This window comes from Nonomuraea insulae (assembly GCF_042656245.1).
Genome location: NZ_JBHSPA010000136.1, coordinates 4,155 through 19,410 on the forward strand (window position 1 = coordinate 4,155; position 15,256 = coordinate 19,410).

Consider the following 15,256-nt stretch of genomic DNA (forward strand, 5'->3'; position numbering starts at 1 on the left):
GGTGTTGATCGCGACGCCGCCGACCGCAGCGGGCGCGACGAGCTTGACGAACGAGGCCGCGAACTGCACCAGCACCGTACGCCAGAGCGGCAGCCGCTCGGGGACGAACCCGCGCAACATGAGCGCGGCGGCCACGAAGCTGGTGAACGAGGCCAGCAGCGCCAGCCCCGACCAGGCCCAGTTGGCCGTGGTGATCACCTGGTAGACGTTCACCTGGCTGAGCTGGGAGAGCACGATGTAGGCCGCGATGGCGCTGCCGATGATCGTGATCAGGGTGCGGGGGCGGAACCGTTCGAGGCGGATCTCCTCGACCTTGCCCTGCGGCTTGAGCGCGACGATGTGCTCGCGGATGCCCGGCAGCACGTTCTTGGCCTTGGCCAGCGCCGAGCGGGTCTCCCTGGTCAGCGCGATCTGCTGGAGCAGCGGCATGGCGGCGGCCAGCGCGTCGGGGCCCATCACGTTGGCCGCGGCGCGGACGGAACGCTCGGGGCCCACGCGCAGCGCCAGGTAGGTGAGGAGCTGGGCGACGTCGAGCCGCAGGAGCAGGTCTCCGGCGGCGACCTCGCCGCTGCGCGCGTCGGTGAGCACGACGCGGCCCGACCGGTCGAGGTGGATGCTGTCGCCGGTGAGCCGCCGGTGCGCCAGGCGCTGGATCTGCAGCAGCTCGATCTGCTCCCAGATCTGGGCGAGCAGTTCGTCGTCGATCTCGGCGTCGGGCACCTCGTCGAGCGGGCGCGTGTCGATGTGCTCGTAGGCGAGCAGCGCGGCCTCGGTGCCGATCTCGCTGGTGCCGATCAGGCGGGGCGTGCTGGCGCCGGCCGCCTGGGCGGCGTACGCCATGAGCGCCTCGCGTTCGAGCTCGGCCCGCAGCGACCTGATGGCCTTGCGCCTGGTCTCGGAGTTGAGCCTGAAGCGCCGCCAGAGCCGGTAGGCGAGCCCGGCCACCTGCCGGTCCCGGTCGAGCACGGTGACGTCGAGGCTGGAGCCGTCCTTGAGGCCCACGGCGTAGCGGCGGCTGCCCTGGTGGTCGTCCTCGATGCGGCGGGCGGAGACCGGCGAGAACGACAGTTTGCGCAGGGCGGCCAGCACGGCGCTGCCCGGGGGTCTGGTGTTGGGGCTGCCGACGCCGTAGAGGGTGGCGTAGCCGATGGCCATGCCGACCAGCACCGTGACGATGGCGCTCGGGATGGTGATCTGCCGGCCGGAGAAGAAGGCCAGGATGTAGAGCGCGACGGTGGTCCACATCAGCATCCGCCAGGTGGGGCGGCGGGAGATGCGGACGGCGGTGGCGTAGGCGATCACCGAGGTGAGCAGCGTGTTGAGCGGCTCGATCGTCCTGTCGCCGGTGAGCAGCACGCGCAGGTCGTCGGCGTTGCCGGCGACGAGCCACTGCCCGAGCAGGAACGATCCGGCCATGCCGACAATCGCGGCGATCAGTCCTTCTGCGACCCGCAGCCCGTCGCGGTGGAACACGCGTTCGACGGCGAAGGCCACGGGCACGATGAGCACGGCCGCGCCGCCCAGGAACGCGGCGATCCTACTCAGCAGCGGTACGAGCTCCGCACCCTCCTTGACGTCGGCCTCAAGCCCGATCAGCGTCTGCTTGGCGACCAGGGCGAGCAGGGTGACCGCGCCGAGCACGAGCAGCGTGGCGATGAAGCGCAGAAGGTCGGAGGGGCGGCGAAGGCGCTGGGGCAGCAGCGGTTCCACTACGTAGACGTCGTTTTCCGGGCGTGACTCAACCACGGCTGGATCCCCCTCCGAGAGGTCCTCCGTGTCATCTCGTTCCCTGATATCGGCCACCGAGAGCGATTCTGCACCTTCCCGTGCCGGACCGTACGATCTCAGACCTCCAGTGTCGTCAATCGTCCCCGCAGTCGTCGCACGGGGCAGACTACACACTGGAGTTCCCACCCTTCATCTCCGAATTCATGACCGCCCCAGGACGTAGGCTGTGTCCTATGTCGGGTGAATTGAGGGTTTTGGGGGCATGTCCACTAGATTGCCCTGATACCTGCTCCTGGGTGGTCACCGTGGAGAACGGCGAAGCCGTCAAGATGCGGGGCAACCCCGACCAGCCCTACACCAGGGGCGCGCTCTGCGTGAAGGTCAACCGCTACCTGGAGCACACGCGGGCGGACGATCGCCTCCTGTACCCGCTGCGCCGCGTCGGGCCGAAGGGCTCCGGCCAGTTCGAGCGCATCACCTGGGAGGAGGCGCTCGACGAGATCTCCGTACGGCTGCGCGGCATCGTCGAGGAGCACGGCGGCGAGGCCATCTGGCCCTACCTGGGCACCGGGTCCCTCGGTTACCTGCAGGGCTGCGAGGGCGTGGCCGGGCGGCGATTCTGGAACCTGCTGGGCGCCTCCAAGCACTGGCTCAACATCTGCTCCGGAGCCGGCAACGCCGGTCTGCGCCGCACGCTCGGCCTCGCCTCCGGCATGGACCCGGAGAACTTCGCCCAGTCCAAGCTCATTCTGCTCTGGGGCACGAACACGCTGACCAGCGGCCACCACCTGTGGAAGTTCATCCAGGACGCGCGGGCGAACGGCGCCCACATCGTCGCCATCGACCCGATCCGCACCAGGACGGCCGACCAGGCCGACGAGCACCTGCCGATCAGGCCGGGCACCGACGCGGCCCTCGCGCTGGGCCTGCTCAACGTCGTGCTGGCGGAGAACGCCCAGGACGAGGAGTTCCTGGCCGAGCACACCGAGGGCTGGGAGGAGTTCCGCGAGGAGATCCTGCGTCACCCGGTGGAAAAAGTGGCCGAGATCACCGGGCTTCCCGCCGAGGCCGTCCACAGGCTGGGGATGAGGCTCGCCCACACCCGCCCGACCGGCCTGCGCGCCACGCACGGACTCCAGCGGCACGCGGGCGGCGGCACCGCGCTGCGCACGATCGCCGCGATCCCCGGCGTCACCGGTGACTGGCGCCACCCCGGCGGCGGCGTCGCCTTCTCCACCAGCGACCACGTGAACCTCAACGTCGACAGGCGCGACGACCTGCTGGACAAGCCGGTGCGCACGCTGACCATGACCAAGCTGGCCTCGCAGCTCGACTCGGTGAAGTGCCTGTGGGTGTACGCGGCCAACCCGGCAGGCTCCTCCCCCGACGCCAACGCCATCAGGCGCGGGCTGGCCCGCGAGGACCTGTTCACGGTGGTCATGGAGCAGTTCCCGACCGACACCGTGGACTACGCCGACATCGTGCTGCCCGCCACCATGCAGACCGAGCACCACGACCTGCACGCCGGCTACGGCCACATGTACCTGCTGTGGAACGAGCAGGCCGTGCAGCCTCCCGGCGAGTGCCTGTCCACGACGGAGACGTTCCGCCGGCTGGCGGCGCACATGGGGATGACGGAGCCGTCGTTGTACGACTCGGACCTCGAACTGGCCGGGCAACTCCTGGAGAGCGGGCATCCGTCGGTGGAGGGCATCTCGCTGGACAGGCTGCGCAAGGAGGGCTGGATGAGGATGAACTACCCCCAGCCGTTCGCGCCGTTCGCCGAAGGCTTTCCGACGCGCTCAGGCAGGCTGCGGTTCCCGTCGGCGGGCAAGGCGTACGTGCCCCCGCACACGGCCACCGCGGAGCGCTCGGCGTACCCGCTGACGCTGGTGACGCCCGCCTCGCACATGTTCCTCAACACGACGTTCGGCAACAACCCGGAGTTGTTGCGCCGGGCCAAGGATCCCGTGGTGCTGGTCAACCCGGCCGACGCGGCCGCGCGCGGGCTGCTGAGCGGTCAGCGGGTACGCGTGCACAACGACGGCGGCGAGTTCCTGGCGGACGTGGAGATCAGCGACCGGGTGGCGGCCGGGGTGGTGGCCTCGACGAAGGGCCGCTGGCCCAAGCTCAGCCCCGGCGGCGCCAATCCGAACGCCGTCGTGGCCGAGCGGGACGCGGACATGGGCAGGGGGGCCGGGTTCCACGACAACCTGGTCGAGCTCACCCCAGCGTGAGCTTGTAGCCCACGTGCGAGTCCGCGAAGCCGAGGGAGTCGTAGAAGCGGTGCGCGTCCGTACGTGACTTGTCGGAGGTGAGCTGCACCATCGCGCAGCCGCGCGCCCGCGCCCGGTCGATCGCCCACATGATCATCTTGCGGCCCAGCCCCTGGCCCCTGGTCGAGGCGCCGACCCTGACGGCCTCGATCAGGCACCGCTCGGCGCCCAGCCGCGACAGCCCGGCCAGGTACGTGAGCTGCATCGTCCCCACCACCTTGCCGTCCTGCTCGGCCACGATCAGCTCGTCGGCCGGGTTGGTGTCGATGCGCTCGAAGGCCGCCAGGTAGCGCTCGTCGCCCGGGTCGCCCTCCCTCCGGGCACCCAGGAGGTCGTCGGCCAGCATCGCCACGATGGCGGGGACGTCCTCCTTACGGGCCCTGCGGAAGATCAGCGACAGCACGTAGTGCGACTCCATCAGGGCCGGGTTGGAGGGCAGGGCCATGACCTTGCCGCTGGGGGTGAAGCCCTTGCGGGCGTAGAGGGCGCGGGCGGCGTGGTTCCGGTCCACGGCCCAGAGGCCGGCCTCCTCCGCGCCGGCGTCCCTGGCCCACTCCACGGCCGCGTCGACCAGCCGGGAGCCCGCACCCAGGCCCCTGGCCTCGGGCGCGACCCACATGGACAGCAGGTGCGCGGGCCGGCGCTCCTCCAGCATCATGCACACCAGGCCGATGTCGGCGCCGTCGCGGGTGGCCACCCACCAGCGCGAGTCCGGATTTTCCAGTCTTTCCGTCCATTTTTCGGGGGTGAACTCGACCTCGCGCTCGTACGAGGACCCGAACGCGTCCGGCGAATCTCCCAGGGCGCGCAGCCGCACCTCCCGCAGTCGTGCCCCTTCATCCCGGCCGAGCTGCGCAATCGCGAAATCACTCATGTCCGGAATCATGTCAGGGACAGCTCAGGGTCCATCCCCGATGCCCCCAGGGTGGGACGAAAGACACCATGAGGACATGAACGAAATCAGTCGACGCGACGAGGTATCGCTGTCGGGCGCCGCGCTCCGTGGCGCCCCTTGGAAGACCGCCGCCCTGGGCGGCGGTGTCGTGGCCGCCGCCGGCTTCGGCGTGGGCCTGCTCACGGGCGGCGCCGACCTGGTGTGGGCGCTGGGCCTGGGCGTCAGCCTGTTCGCCCTGATCGCCGCGATCGGCGCGGTCGCCAAGCCGCACGAGGGCGACCGCGTGACCCGCCAGGCCCGCCTCTGGTCGCTCAAGCACCCGTGGAAGTTCGCGCTCCTGCCCGCCGGCATCACGGCCGTGCTGGACTATCCGGTACAGCTCGTGCTGGACGGCGAGGGAGTCTTCGGCTCAGCCGTGGACGCCCTGTGGCACGGCGCGCTCGTCTACCTGATCGCCGCGGTCGTGACGCTGACGATGCAGGGACGAGCACGATCCGGCCAGTGACCTCAGCTCTGAAGCCCCTTCTCCTCAGGACTCCTGCAGACGCAGAACTCGTTGCCCTCGGGGTCGAGCATGGTGACCCAGCCGGTGCCGTCGGGCTGGCGGCGGTCGTCGAAGACGGTCGCGCCGAGCTCGGTCAGCCGCTCGACCTCCTGGTTACGAGTCCTGCCCTCGGTCCCGTTGACGTCGAGGTGGATCCGGTTCTTGACGGTCTTGCCCTCCGGCACGCGGATGAACAGCAGGAACGGGTCCTGCTTGGTACGCAGCATGATCTCGTCGTCGCCCGGCTCGTCCCCCTCGCCCAGCGGCAGTCCGGTGGCCTTGCTCCACCAGCTGGCGATCTCGTACGGGTCGGCGGCGTCAATGGTGACAGCATGAATTTCGATCATGGGGTCACCCAACCCGACACCACCTAAGACGTCAAGCCAGTGTTCGCAGCCCGATGACCCCGGCCAGGATCAGGCCGATGGAGATGAGCCGGGCAGGCGACACCTCGTCGCCCATGGCGGCCATGCCGAGGATGGCGGTGCCCGCCGCCCCGACGCCAGTCCACACGGCGTAGGCGGTGCCGACCTCGAGGGTCTTGAGCGCGTACGAGAGCAGGCCGAAGCTCAGTACGGCCGTGACCAGGAACGACAGGGCCCACCACAGATGGGTGAAACCGTTGCTGAGTTTGAGTGACAGGGCCATGACGACTTCGAAGACGCCGGCCAGCACTAGGACGATCCACGCCATGATGACAACTCCCTCGCGACGAGACTGACTTCGTGCGTCGTCTTGGCCTTCCGGGTACGGCGCGTCTCGTCCGGGAGCTCTTCTCAGCTCATTGAGGTGAACGTCACAGGCAGGGCGGTCATTCCCACCAGATGGTGACCCAGCGGTCGCGGGGCAGCGGCCACATGCCGAGCTCCATCGCCGTCTCGGCCACCTCCTCCAGCCGCGCGGGGTCGAGGCAGACCCGGCGGCAGGCGCTCGCGGCCAGCTCCTCCACCGTCGTGAAACGTTCCAGCGGGGATTCCCGCTCCTCCACCCGCACGGCGTATCCGAGGGCGGCGACCAGCGCCACGCAGTCCTCCGCGATGGGCCGCACCGGCCGGTCCACGCCGTGGAAGTGCTGCCACAGCGGCGTCATCCAGCTCATGGGATGGCGGTTCGGCAACTCCAGCACCACCCGCCCCTTCGTCCTGGCGTCGAGCGCGCGCAGGAAGTCGGCCAGGTCGGGCACGTTGTAGACCACGTGCGCGGCCACGGTCACGTCGGCCATCGGCACCTGCTCGGCCACGTCGGGCCAGCGGCCCTCGACCGTCGTGGCGGGCACGCCCAGCTTCTCCGCCCTGCCTGTCAGCCCCTCCAGCATGCCGGCCGAGGTGTCGACCGCGTAGAGGTGGCCGATGCGCTCGTGCAGCGGCAGCGAGGCTGCGCCAGGGCCTGAGCCCACGTCGAGCAGCGTGCCCTTGTCGGGAAGGGCCTCCAGCAAGCGCGTCATGGTCGGCCCGTCGTCGGGCTCGCTCAGCGCTCGGTCCGTGCGGGTGCCGAACCTCTCGGGCGAATGGCTCCACGGATCCACCGGGGCCTTGGCCAGGATCTCGTCCGGAATCGCCCACGATTCCAGTCGCGCTCGCCACTTTGCGGCGAGTTCTTCGGCGTCCATGGAGACGAGCATGCCATGCATGGCGCGGGTTACCCGCGGGTAGCATTTCAGAGTAAGGTTACTCGCCAGTACAGAAGTCTCGGTTCAAGGAGATCAACGCCCATGGGCCACTACAAGAGCAACGTGCGTGACCTGGAATTCAACCTTTTCGAGGTGTTCGGGAGAAGCGAGATCCTCGGCACAGGCCCGTTCGCGGAAGTGGACGAGGATGTCGCGCGTACCATCCTGGACGAGATGAACCGGCTCGCGACCGGCGTCCTGGCCGACTCCTTCGAAGAGGGCGACAGGAATCCGCCGGTGTTCGATCCGGCCACCGGCTCCGTCACCGTCCCCGCGGGCTTCAAGAAGTCGTTCAAGGCGCTGGTCGACGGCGGCTGGGCGCATCTCGACCTGCCCCCCGACCTGGGCGGGCCCGGGATCCCGCGGAGCCTGGCCTGGGCGACGGCGGAGATGGTGCTCGGCGCGAACCCGGCGTTGTACATGTACGCCGCCGGGCCCAACTTCTCCTACACCCTGTGGAAGGTGGGCACGCCGGAGCAGAAGCGCTTCGCCGAGTTGGCCATCGAGCGCAACTGGGGCGCCACCATGGTGCTCACCGAGCCCGACGCGGGCTCCGACGTGGGCGCCGGGCGTACGAAGGCGGTGCGGCAGCCCGACGGGACCTGGCACATCGAAGGCGTCAAGCGCTTCATCACCAGCGCCGAGCACGACATGGCCGACAACATCTTCCACCTCGTGCTGGCCCGCCCCGAGGGCCACGGTCCCGGCACCAAGGGGCTGTCGATGTTCCTGGTGCCGAAATACCACGTGGACCTTGAGAGCGGTGAGCTCGGCGAGCGCAACGGCGTCTACGTCACCAACGTCGAGAAGAAGATGGGCCTGAAGGTCTCCACGACCTGCGAGCTGACCTTCGGCGACAAGCACCCGGCGGTCGGCTGGCTGGTCGGCGACGTGCACGAGGGCATCAAGCAGATGTTCATGGTCATCGAGCACGCCCGCATGATGGTCGGCACCAAGGCCATCGCCACGCTCTCCACCGGCTACCTCAACGCCCTGGAGTACGCCAAGGCCCGCGTCCAGGGCGCCGACCTGGCCAGGATGACCGACAAGGCCGCGCCGCGGGTGACCGTGACCCACCACCCCGACGTGCGGCGCGAGCTGATGTTGCAGAAGGCGTACGTGGAGGGCATGCGCGCCCTGGTGCTCTACACGGCCACCTACCAGGACACCCTGATCGTCGACCCCGACGACCGGCACGCCCAGGCGATGAACGACCTGCTGCTGCCCGTGGTCAAGGGCGTCGGGTCCGAGCGGTCGTACGAGCTGCTCTCCCGCTCCCTGCAGACCCTCGGCGGTTCCGGCTACCTGCAGGACTACCCGATCGAGCAGTACATCCGCGACGCCAAGATCGACTCCCTCTACGAGGGCACGACCGCGATCCAGGGCCAGGACCTGTTCTTCAGGAAGGTCCTGCGCAACCAGGGCGCCGCGATCGGCGCGCTGCTGGCCGAGATCAACGAGTTCGCCGGGTCCGAGGCGGGCAACGGCCGGCTCAAGGAGGAGCGCAAGCTGCTCGCCGAGGCCGCCGCCGAGGTCAAGACCATGGGCGACACCATGGCGGGCTGGGCGCTCGGCTCGCTGGACAAGCCCGAGGAGGTCTACAAGGTCGGGCTGAACACCACCAGGTTCCTGCTCTCACTGGGCGACCTGATCATCGGGTGGCTGCTGCTGCGCCAGGCCGAGGTGGCCCTGGCCAAGCTGAGTGCCGGCGAGGACCCGTTCTACCTGGGCAAGGTCGCCGCCGCCTCGTTCTTCGCCACGACCGTGCTGCCCCGGCTGACCGCCGAGCGGCGCGTGCTCGCCGCCACCGGCCAGGAGCTCATGGAACTGCCCGAGGAAGCTTTCTAGACCGGCGGAGCGCCCGTCTTCGCGCGGGCGTTCCGCCGTAGTAGCTTCCGGGCATGAGCTCGTCCTCACAGGAGCACCCCCTGCCGCCGGCGCGCGTCGAAGAGGTGTCCGACGGTGTGTACGCCTACCTGCAGCCCGACGGGAGCTGGTGGATCAACAACACCGGGTTCCTGGCCGGGCGGCGCGGCGTCGTCGCCATCGACGCGTGCTCGACCGAGCGCCGCACCCGGGCCTTGCGCGAGGCCATCGGCAAGGTCAGCGACCGGCCGATCACCACGCTGGTCAACACCCACCACCACGGGGACCACACGTTCGGCAACTGGTTGTTCCCCGAGGCCACGATCGTCGGGCACGAGGGCGTGCGCGACCAGATCATCGCCGAGGGCGTCCCCGCCTATCGCGCCGCGTGGTCGCCCGAGGTGGACTGGGGGAAGATGGAGCCGACGCCGCCGTTCCTCACCTTCACCGACGGGGTCACCGTCTACTCCGACGACCTGCGGTGCGAGATCCGGCATGTCGGGCATGCCGCGCACACGACCAACGACTCCTACGTGTGGATCCCCGAGCGGCGGCTGCTGTTCTCGGGAGACCTCGTCTTCAACGGCGGCACACCGTTCGTGCTGATGGGGTCGGTGGCCGGGGCGCTGGAGGCGCTCGGGCAGCTCAGGGAGCTGGGCGCGGAGACCGTCGTGCCGGGGCACGGCGAGGTGTGCGGGCCGGAGGCGTACGAGCCGGTCGAGGGCTATCTGCGCTTCGTCCAGGAGACCGCTCTCCGTGGCCGGGAGGCGGGGCTGACGCCGCTGGAGGCGGCCAGGCAGACGGTCCTGGGCGAGTGGGGCGGGCTGCTCGACTCGGAGCGCATCGTGGGCAACCTGCACCGCGCCTACGCCGAACTCGACGGGCACCCCCTGGGGGCGCCGATCGACCTGGTCACCGCCGTGCTCGACATGGTCGCCTACAACGGCGGGCGGCCGCTGTCCTGTCTGGCCTGAAATGCGACAGGTATGATCAGAGATAGCCGGGTATGACCGTGGCTGTACCCATCGTTTACCTGGAGGTCGTCATGGGTGTCGGGGTAAGCATCTTCTTCCTCACGCTTGGCGCCATCCTGAGGTTCGCGATCGAGCCCGACGTGTTCGGCACGAGCATCCACATGGACGTCATCGGTCTCATCTTCATGATCGTCGGTGGCGTGGGAGTGGTGCTGAGCATCGTGCTGGCCCCTCGGCGGGGCCAGACTTCCGACAACAGGCTGATGCACCGCGAGAACAACCCGCCCGATCTCTAGAGACTGAGCTGTACGGCGGCGCGGGTCGCGACGATCGGCTTGATGCGTGCGGCGATGATCGCCTGGTGGTCAGGGTGATCCCGGTAGACGATGTAGTCCTCGACGCTGTCGAAGTCCGCCACCACGGCGTACTCACTGTTGCCCTGGTTGATGCCCGCGTCGGAGCCGACCGTGTAGGCGCGGATCTGCGGGATGAGGCCAGGGAGTTCGCTCAGCGCCTCCGTGACGGCGACCTTCTGGGCGTCGGTCGCTTCCTCGGTCCAGGTGAACAACACGATATGGCGAATCATGCCGGCAATGTATCTGGTCGGGGTCTCGTTTGCTCTGACGTGTCGGGGTGCGGGCGTCCCCACAGTACGGCGGCCGCCGGAAGAGGGGTCCTCCCGGCGGCCGCCGTACCCGGTTCCTAGGCCCAGGCCAGCATGCGGATGGGATCCTCCAGCATGGCGGCCACGTCGCGCAGGAACAGCGAGCCCAGTTCGCCGTCCACGATCCGGTGGTCGAAGGAGAGCGACAGGGTGGTCACCTTGCGCACCGCCAGCTCGCCGTCCACCACCCACGGCATGTCCCTGACCTGACCGAAGGCCAGGATCGCGGCCTCGCCCGGGTTGAGGATCGGGGTGCCGCCGTCCACGCCGAACACGCCGACGTTGGTGATGGTGATGGTGCCGCCGGACATCTCAGCCGGTTGCGTACGCCCCGCTCTGGCCGTCTCCGTCAGCTTGGCCAGCTCTGCCGCCAGGGTGGGGAGGGGCAGGGCGTGGGCGTCCTTGACGTTGGGGACGATCAGGCCCCGGGGGGTCGCGGCGGCTATGCCCAGGTTGACGTAGTGCTTGATCACGATCTGCTGGGCCGCTTCGTCCCAGGCCGAGTTGATCATGGGGTGGCGTTTGGCCGCCGTGAGGACGGCCTTGGCCACCAGCAGCAGCGGGGAGACCTTGACGTCGGCGAAGTCCTGAAGCGTCCGTAGGCGCGCTACCGCCGCCATGGTGGCCGTCATGTCCACCTGGAGGAATTCGGTCACGTGCGGGGCCGTGAAGGCGCTGGAGACCATGGCCTGGGCGGTCATCTTGCGTACGCCCTTGACGGGGATGCGCTCTTCGCGTTGTGCCGTGGGCTGCTGGGGTTCCTGGGGGTGTGCCGCCGCCTCGATGTCGTCGCGGGTGATCGAGCCCTGGGGGCCTGTGCCGGCGATGGTGGTGAGGTCCACGCCGAGGTCCTTGGCCAGCTTGCGTACCGGGGGCTTGGCCAGGACGGCCACCCGGCTGGGCGTCGTAGGCGGTGCGCCGGACTCCGCCGGGACGGCGCCGGGCGTCTCCGCGCTGGACTCCGCGCCGGACGTGTCCGCGCCCGGTGCCGCCACGCGTGACGGGTTGGCGACCGGGGTGGCGGGGATGCCGGCCGGGGGTTGCCTGCGGGGGCGGCGTTTGGTGGCGCCGGTCTTGACGCCGTAGCCGACCAGGACCGCCTGGCGTTCCTCCTTGGGGGCCGGGCTGCCGTGGGCGCCGGGTTCCACCGCGCCTTCCGCCGGCGGTTTCGGGACCATGTCGTCGGCGAGGGCCTCCAGGCCGCCCTCACTCGGCGAAGCGCCACCCGTGGCGCCGGGTTCGGTGGTTTCGATGGCGATGATCGGGACGCCCACCTCGATCGTGGCGCCTTCCTCGCCCAGGAGGGCCGCCACCACCCCGTCCCACGGGATGGGCAGTTCGACGATCGACTTGGCGGTCTCGATCTCCACGACGATCTGGTTGACCTTGACGTCGTCACCGGCCTTGACGTGCCAGCGGACGATCTCCGCCTCCGTCAGCCCCTCGCCGACGTCCGGGAGCTTGAACTCGCGTCGCATGGCCAACCCCCTCAGTACCCGAAGGCCCGGTCGACGGCGTCGAGCACCCGGTCCAGGTCAGGCAGGTAGTGCTCCTCCAGCTTGGACGGGGGGTAGGGGGTGGAGAAGCCGCCGACCCGCAGGACGGGGGATTCCAGGTGGTAAAAGCACTGTTCGGTGATCCTGGCGGCCAGTTCGGCCCCGAAGCCGCTGTTGACGGGGGCCTCGTGGACGACGACGACGCGGCCCGTACGGCGTACGGACTCCATGACGACCGGCTCGTCGAGCGGGTTGAGCGAGCGCAGGTCGATGACCTCCAGCGAGCGCCCGTCCTCCTCGGCGGCGGTGGCCGCCTCCAGGCAGGTCTTGACCATCGGGCCGTACGCCAGCAGCGTCACGTCGCTCCCCTGCCGCACCACCTTGGCGGCGTTCAGCGGCGTCCACCAGTCGGTGGAGGTGGTGTCGATGTCGGCCTTCTCCCAGTAACGGCGCTTGGGCTCGAAGAAGATCACCGGGTCGTCGCTGCGGATGGCCTGCTGGATCATGGTGTACGCGTCGGCCGGGTTGGAGCAGGCGACCACGCGCAGCCCGGCGGTGTGGGTGAAGTATGCCTCGGGCGACTCGCTGTGGTGCTCGACCGCGCCGATGCCGCCACCGCACGGAATGCGTACGACGACGGGCAGTTTGATCGCGCCCAGCGAACGCATCGGCATCTTGGCGAGCTGGGTGATGATCTGGTCGGCCGCCGGGAAGACGAACCCGTCGAACTGGATCTCGCACACCGGCCGGTAGCCGCGCAGCGCCAGCCCGATCGCGGTGCCGACGATGCCCGACTCGGCCAGCGGCGTGTCGATGACCCGATCCTCGCCGAAGTCCTTCTGCAGGCCGTCGGTGACCCGGAAGACGCCGCCCAGCTTGCCGACGTCCTCCCCCATGATGAGGACCTTGCGGTCGTCCTCCATGGCCTTGCGCATGCCCTCGTTCAAGGCTTTGGACAAACTCAGAACGCTCACTTTTCGAACCCCTCCAAGTACGCGGCGAACTGGGCGCGCTCCTGGTCCATCAGGGCGTGAGGCTCGCTGTAGACGTGGTCGAAGATGTCGAGCGGCTCGGGGTCGGGCATGGCCAGGCAGCGCCTGCGCAGGTCGGCGCCGAGCTGGTCGGCCTCCCTGTCCACCGAGTCGAAAAAGGCCTGGTCGGCCAGCTCGTTCTTGAACAGGTACGCCTTGACCCGCTCGATCGGGTCCTTGAGCTTCCACGCCTCCAGCTCACTGGCCACCCGGTAGCGCGTGGGGTCGTCGGTGGTGGTGTGAGCGCCCATCCGGTACGTGAACGCCTCGATGAGCGTCGGCCCCTGACCGGTGCGGGCGGCTTCGAGTGCCTTGCGCGTCACCGCCAGGCAGGCGAACACGTCGTTGCCGTCCACCCTGATCCCGGGGAACCCGAAACCGGAGGCCCGGCGGTAGAGCGGGATGCGGCTCTGCTTCTCCAGCGGCTCGGAGATGGCCCACTGGTTGTTCTGGCAGAAGAACACGATGGGCGCGTTGAACACGCTGGCCCAGATGAACGACTCGTTGACGTCGCCCTGCGAGGTGGCCCCGTCGCCGAAGTAGACGATGGTGGCCGCGCTCGCGTCGTCGCGCTGGATGCCCATCGCGTAGCCGACCGCGTGCAACGTCTGGCTGCCGATCACGATCGTGTACAGGTGGAAGTTGTGCTCCTGAGGATCCCACCCGCCGTGGTTGACCCCTCTGAACAGGCCGAGCAGCTTCACCGGGTCCACGTCGCGGCACCACGCCACGCCGTGCTCGCGGTAGGTGGGGAAGGCCATGTCGGAGTCGGTCAGCGCGCGGCCCGAGCCGATCTGGGCGGCCTCCTGGCCGAGCAGCGAGGCCCAGATGCCCAGCTCGCCCTGGCGTTGCAGCGCCACGGCCTCCAGGTCTATGCGCCGGACGAGCACCAGGTCGCGGTAGAGCGACCGGATCTCCTCCGGGGTCAGGTCGATGTCGTAGTCGGGATGCTCGACGCGCTCGCCCTCGGGGGTGAGGAGCTGGACGAGCTCAGGAGGTGTCCCTGCACCACTTGAGGCGTCGACTGTCATGCGCCACTCCTGCTGGTCGGGGCCGGGCATCGATGGGGTTGCCACCTTAGGCCAGCCTTACCGAGCGCTGAACCGGGAGGTGGAGGTTCATGCGCTTTTGGGGCCATCGTGGCAGACGTCACAGCCCTGTGCGCAAGCCCCATGCCCTCCCCGTTCCCGTTGTGTCGGCAGCCACACGCGCCGGTAGGCTGTGCTTCCCAAGCACCTGCCGCTCCCAGGAGGAACGTAGTGGCCCGCGTCATCGTGGATGTCATGTTGAAGCCCGAGATCCTCGATCCGCAGGGCCAGGCGATCGCCAGGGCGCTGCCCAGGCTCGGCTTCTCCGGCGTTTCCGCCGTGCGTCAGGGCAAGCGTTTCGAGGTCGAGATCGAGGGTGCGGCCGATGAGGCGGCGCTGGACGAGGTCCGGAAGATGGCCGAAACCCTGCTGGCCAACACGGTGATCGAGGACTACAGCGTCCGGGTTGAAGGCTAGAAGGCACATTTGGTGCACGGATTTCCCCTGGTGCGGTTAAAGCCGGGTTCCGACGTGCCACAATGCCACGGGCGTGCCAACACTAAATAACAACAACGTGATTTTGCGGTTAGCCCCGATTTCTCAGGGAAACCTACTCCAGGTGACATTCCGGAGCCCGGAGGAGTCCGGTGGATATTGAGTTCTCGTTGGCACTACCTCGGGATGCGATCGGCATACCGATGGTCAGGCGAGTGCTAGGCGATGCCATGCGTTCACTCAACGTGAGCGAGACGTGCATCGCGGACATGCTGCTCGCCGTCTCCGAGGCGTGCTCCAACGCGGTCCGGCATGGAGGACCCGCCAACCGCTACGAGGTCTCGGCGGCGATCGGCGCGGGCCAGTGCGACGTACGCGTCGCGGACAACGGTGAAGGCGTCCCGTCGATGCCCCCGCACTTTCCCCCTCCCGACACGGAGAACGGCCGCGGTCTGTTGATCATGCGGTCCGTGGTCGATGAGATCTCCTTCGGCACCACCCCAGGACAGGGCACGACGGTCCACCTGCGCAAGCTGCTCGCCTGGGATGACGGCGCCGACGCCCGTCCCCGCGAGCTGGCCGCGGTCTGA

At 69.0% G+C, this 15,256-nt stretch carries 16 protein-coding genes and 1 riboswitch; of the genes, 7 read left to right on the forward strand and 9 right to left on the reverse strand.

Translation table 11 applies throughout. The features are described from left to right. On the reverse strand, positions 1-1,746 hold a 1,746-nt coding region (locus ACFPZ3_RS68980; protein ID WP_379525148.1), incomplete at its 3' end, for a TIGR00374 family protein. 215 nt (positions 1,747-1,961) lie between these two features. Between ACFPZ3_RS68980 and ACFPZ3_RS68985 the strand changes: the two genes are divergently transcribed. Next, entirely contained in the window at positions 1,962-3,965 is a 2,004-nt protein-coding gene (locus ACFPZ3_RS68985; protein ID WP_379525149.1) for a molybdopterin-containing oxidoreductase family protein, read from the forward strand. Here the strand turns inward: ACFPZ3_RS68985 and ACFPZ3_RS68990 are convergent. Continuing rightward, a complete protein-coding gene (locus tag ACFPZ3_RS68990; RefSeq protein WP_379525150.1) occupies positions 3,952-4,878 on the reverse strand; it encodes a GNAT family N-acetyltransferase in 927 nt (308 codons plus the stop codon). The genes ACFPZ3_RS68985 and ACFPZ3_RS68990 overlap by 14 nt on opposite strands. Positions 4,879-4,954: 76 nt before the next feature. Between ACFPZ3_RS68990 and ACFPZ3_RS68995 the strand changes: the two genes are divergently transcribed. After that, complete coding sequence (locus ACFPZ3_RS68995; RefSeq protein ID WP_379525151.1) at positions 4,955-5,404, forward strand: hypothetical protein; 450 nt, start codon at positions 4,955-4,957, stop codon at positions 5,402-5,404. Positions 5,405-5,406: 2 nt separating this feature from the next. Here ACFPZ3_RS68995 and ACFPZ3_RS69000 read toward each other — a convergent pair whose 3' ends face one another. The 3 genes from ACFPZ3_RS69000 to ACFPZ3_RS69010 form a co-directional block, all read right to left on the reverse strand. Next, on the reverse strand, positions 5,407-5,790 hold the full coding sequence (locus ACFPZ3_RS69000; protein WP_379525152.1) for a VOC family protein: 384 nt from the start codon (positions 5,788-5,790) through the stop codon (positions 5,407-5,409). Positions 5,791-5,821: 31 nt separating this feature from the next. After that, positions 5,822-6,136: a DMT family transporter gene (locus tag ACFPZ3_RS69005; RefSeq protein ID WP_379525153.1), complete on the reverse strand. Its 315-nt coding sequence runs from the start codon at positions 6,134-6,136 to the stop codon at positions 5,822-5,824. Between the two features lie 31 nt (positions 6,137-6,167). Then, a riboswitch (guanidine-III (ykkC-III) riboswitch) is annotated at positions 6,168-6,231 on the reverse strand. A 23-nt stretch (positions 6,232-6,254) separates the two neighbouring features. Continuing rightward, complete coding sequence (locus ACFPZ3_RS69010; RefSeq protein WP_379525154.1) at positions 6,255-7,052, reverse strand: class I SAM-dependent methyltransferase; 798 nt, start codon at positions 7,050-7,052, stop codon at positions 6,255-6,257. A gap of 102 nt (positions 7,053-7,154) precedes the next feature. On the opposite strand from ACFPZ3_RS69010, the gene ACFPZ3_RS69015 reads away from it, so the two are divergent. From ACFPZ3_RS69015 to ACFPZ3_RS69025, 3 genes are all read left to right on the forward strand, one after another. After that, on the forward strand, positions 7,155-8,960 hold the full coding sequence (locus ACFPZ3_RS69015) for an acyl-CoA dehydrogenase (RefSeq protein WP_379525155.1): 1,806 nt from the start codon (positions 7,155-7,157) through the stop codon (positions 8,958-8,960). Positions 8,961-9,013: 53 nt separating this feature from the next. Further along, positions 9,014-9,952: an MBL fold metallo-hydrolase gene (locus ACFPZ3_RS69020; protein ID WP_379525156.1), complete on the forward strand. Its 939-nt coding sequence runs from the start codon at positions 9,014-9,016 to the stop codon at positions 9,950-9,952. A 71-nt stretch (positions 9,953-10,023) separates the two neighbouring features. Then, positions 10,024-10,248, forward strand: a complete 225-nt coding sequence (locus tag ACFPZ3_RS69025) for a hypothetical protein (RefSeq protein WP_379525157.1) — start codon at positions 10,024-10,026, stop codon at positions 10,246-10,248. Here the strand turns inward: ACFPZ3_RS69025 and ACFPZ3_RS69030 are convergent. The 4 genes from ACFPZ3_RS69030 to pdhA form a co-directional block, all read right to left on the reverse strand. Beyond that, positions 10,245-10,538 carry a Dabb family protein gene (locus tag ACFPZ3_RS69030; protein WP_379525158.1) on the reverse strand — a complete coding sequence of 98 codons (294 nt, stop codon included), beginning with the start codon at positions 10,536-10,538 and terminating at the stop codon, positions 10,245-10,247. The genes ACFPZ3_RS69025 and ACFPZ3_RS69030 overlap by 4 nt on opposite strands. Positions 10,539-10,654: 116 nt before the next feature. Further along, the gene (locus ACFPZ3_RS69035; protein WP_379525159.1) at positions 10,655-12,094 is read right to left on the reverse strand and encodes a dihydrolipoamide acetyltransferase family protein; all 1,440 of its coding nucleotides are present in this window, start codon (positions 12,092-12,094) and stop codon (positions 10,655-10,657) included. An 11-nt stretch (positions 12,095-12,105) separates the two neighbouring features. After that, positions 12,106-13,086: an alpha-ketoacid dehydrogenase subunit beta gene (locus ACFPZ3_RS69040; RefSeq protein WP_379525160.1), complete on the reverse strand. Its 981-nt coding sequence runs from the start codon at positions 13,084-13,086 to the stop codon at positions 12,106-12,108. Continuing rightward, positions 13,083-14,174 carry a pyruvate dehydrogenase (acetyl-transferring) E1 component subunit alpha gene (gene pdhA / locus ACFPZ3_RS69045; RefSeq protein ID WP_379525161.1) on the reverse strand — a complete coding sequence of 364 codons (1,092 nt, stop codon included), beginning with the start codon at positions 14,172-14,174 and terminating at the stop codon, positions 13,083-13,085. Before pdhA ends, ACFPZ3_RS69040 begins: the two co-directional genes overlap by 4 nt. Before the next feature lie 228 nt (positions 14,175-14,402). On the opposite strand from pdhA, the gene purS reads away from it, so the two are divergent. Both purS and ACFPZ3_RS69055 read left to right on the forward strand, forming a co-directional pair. After that, the gene (gene purS, locus ACFPZ3_RS69050) at positions 14,403-14,648 is read left to right on the forward strand and encodes a phosphoribosylformylglycinamidine synthase subunit PurS (protein ID WP_379525162.1); all 246 of its coding nucleotides are present in this window, start codon (positions 14,403-14,405) and stop codon (positions 14,646-14,648) included. 221 nt (positions 14,649-14,869) lie between these two features. Then, entirely contained in the window at positions 14,870-15,256 is a 387-nt protein-coding gene (locus ACFPZ3_RS69055) for an ATP-binding protein (protein WP_379525349.1), read from the forward strand.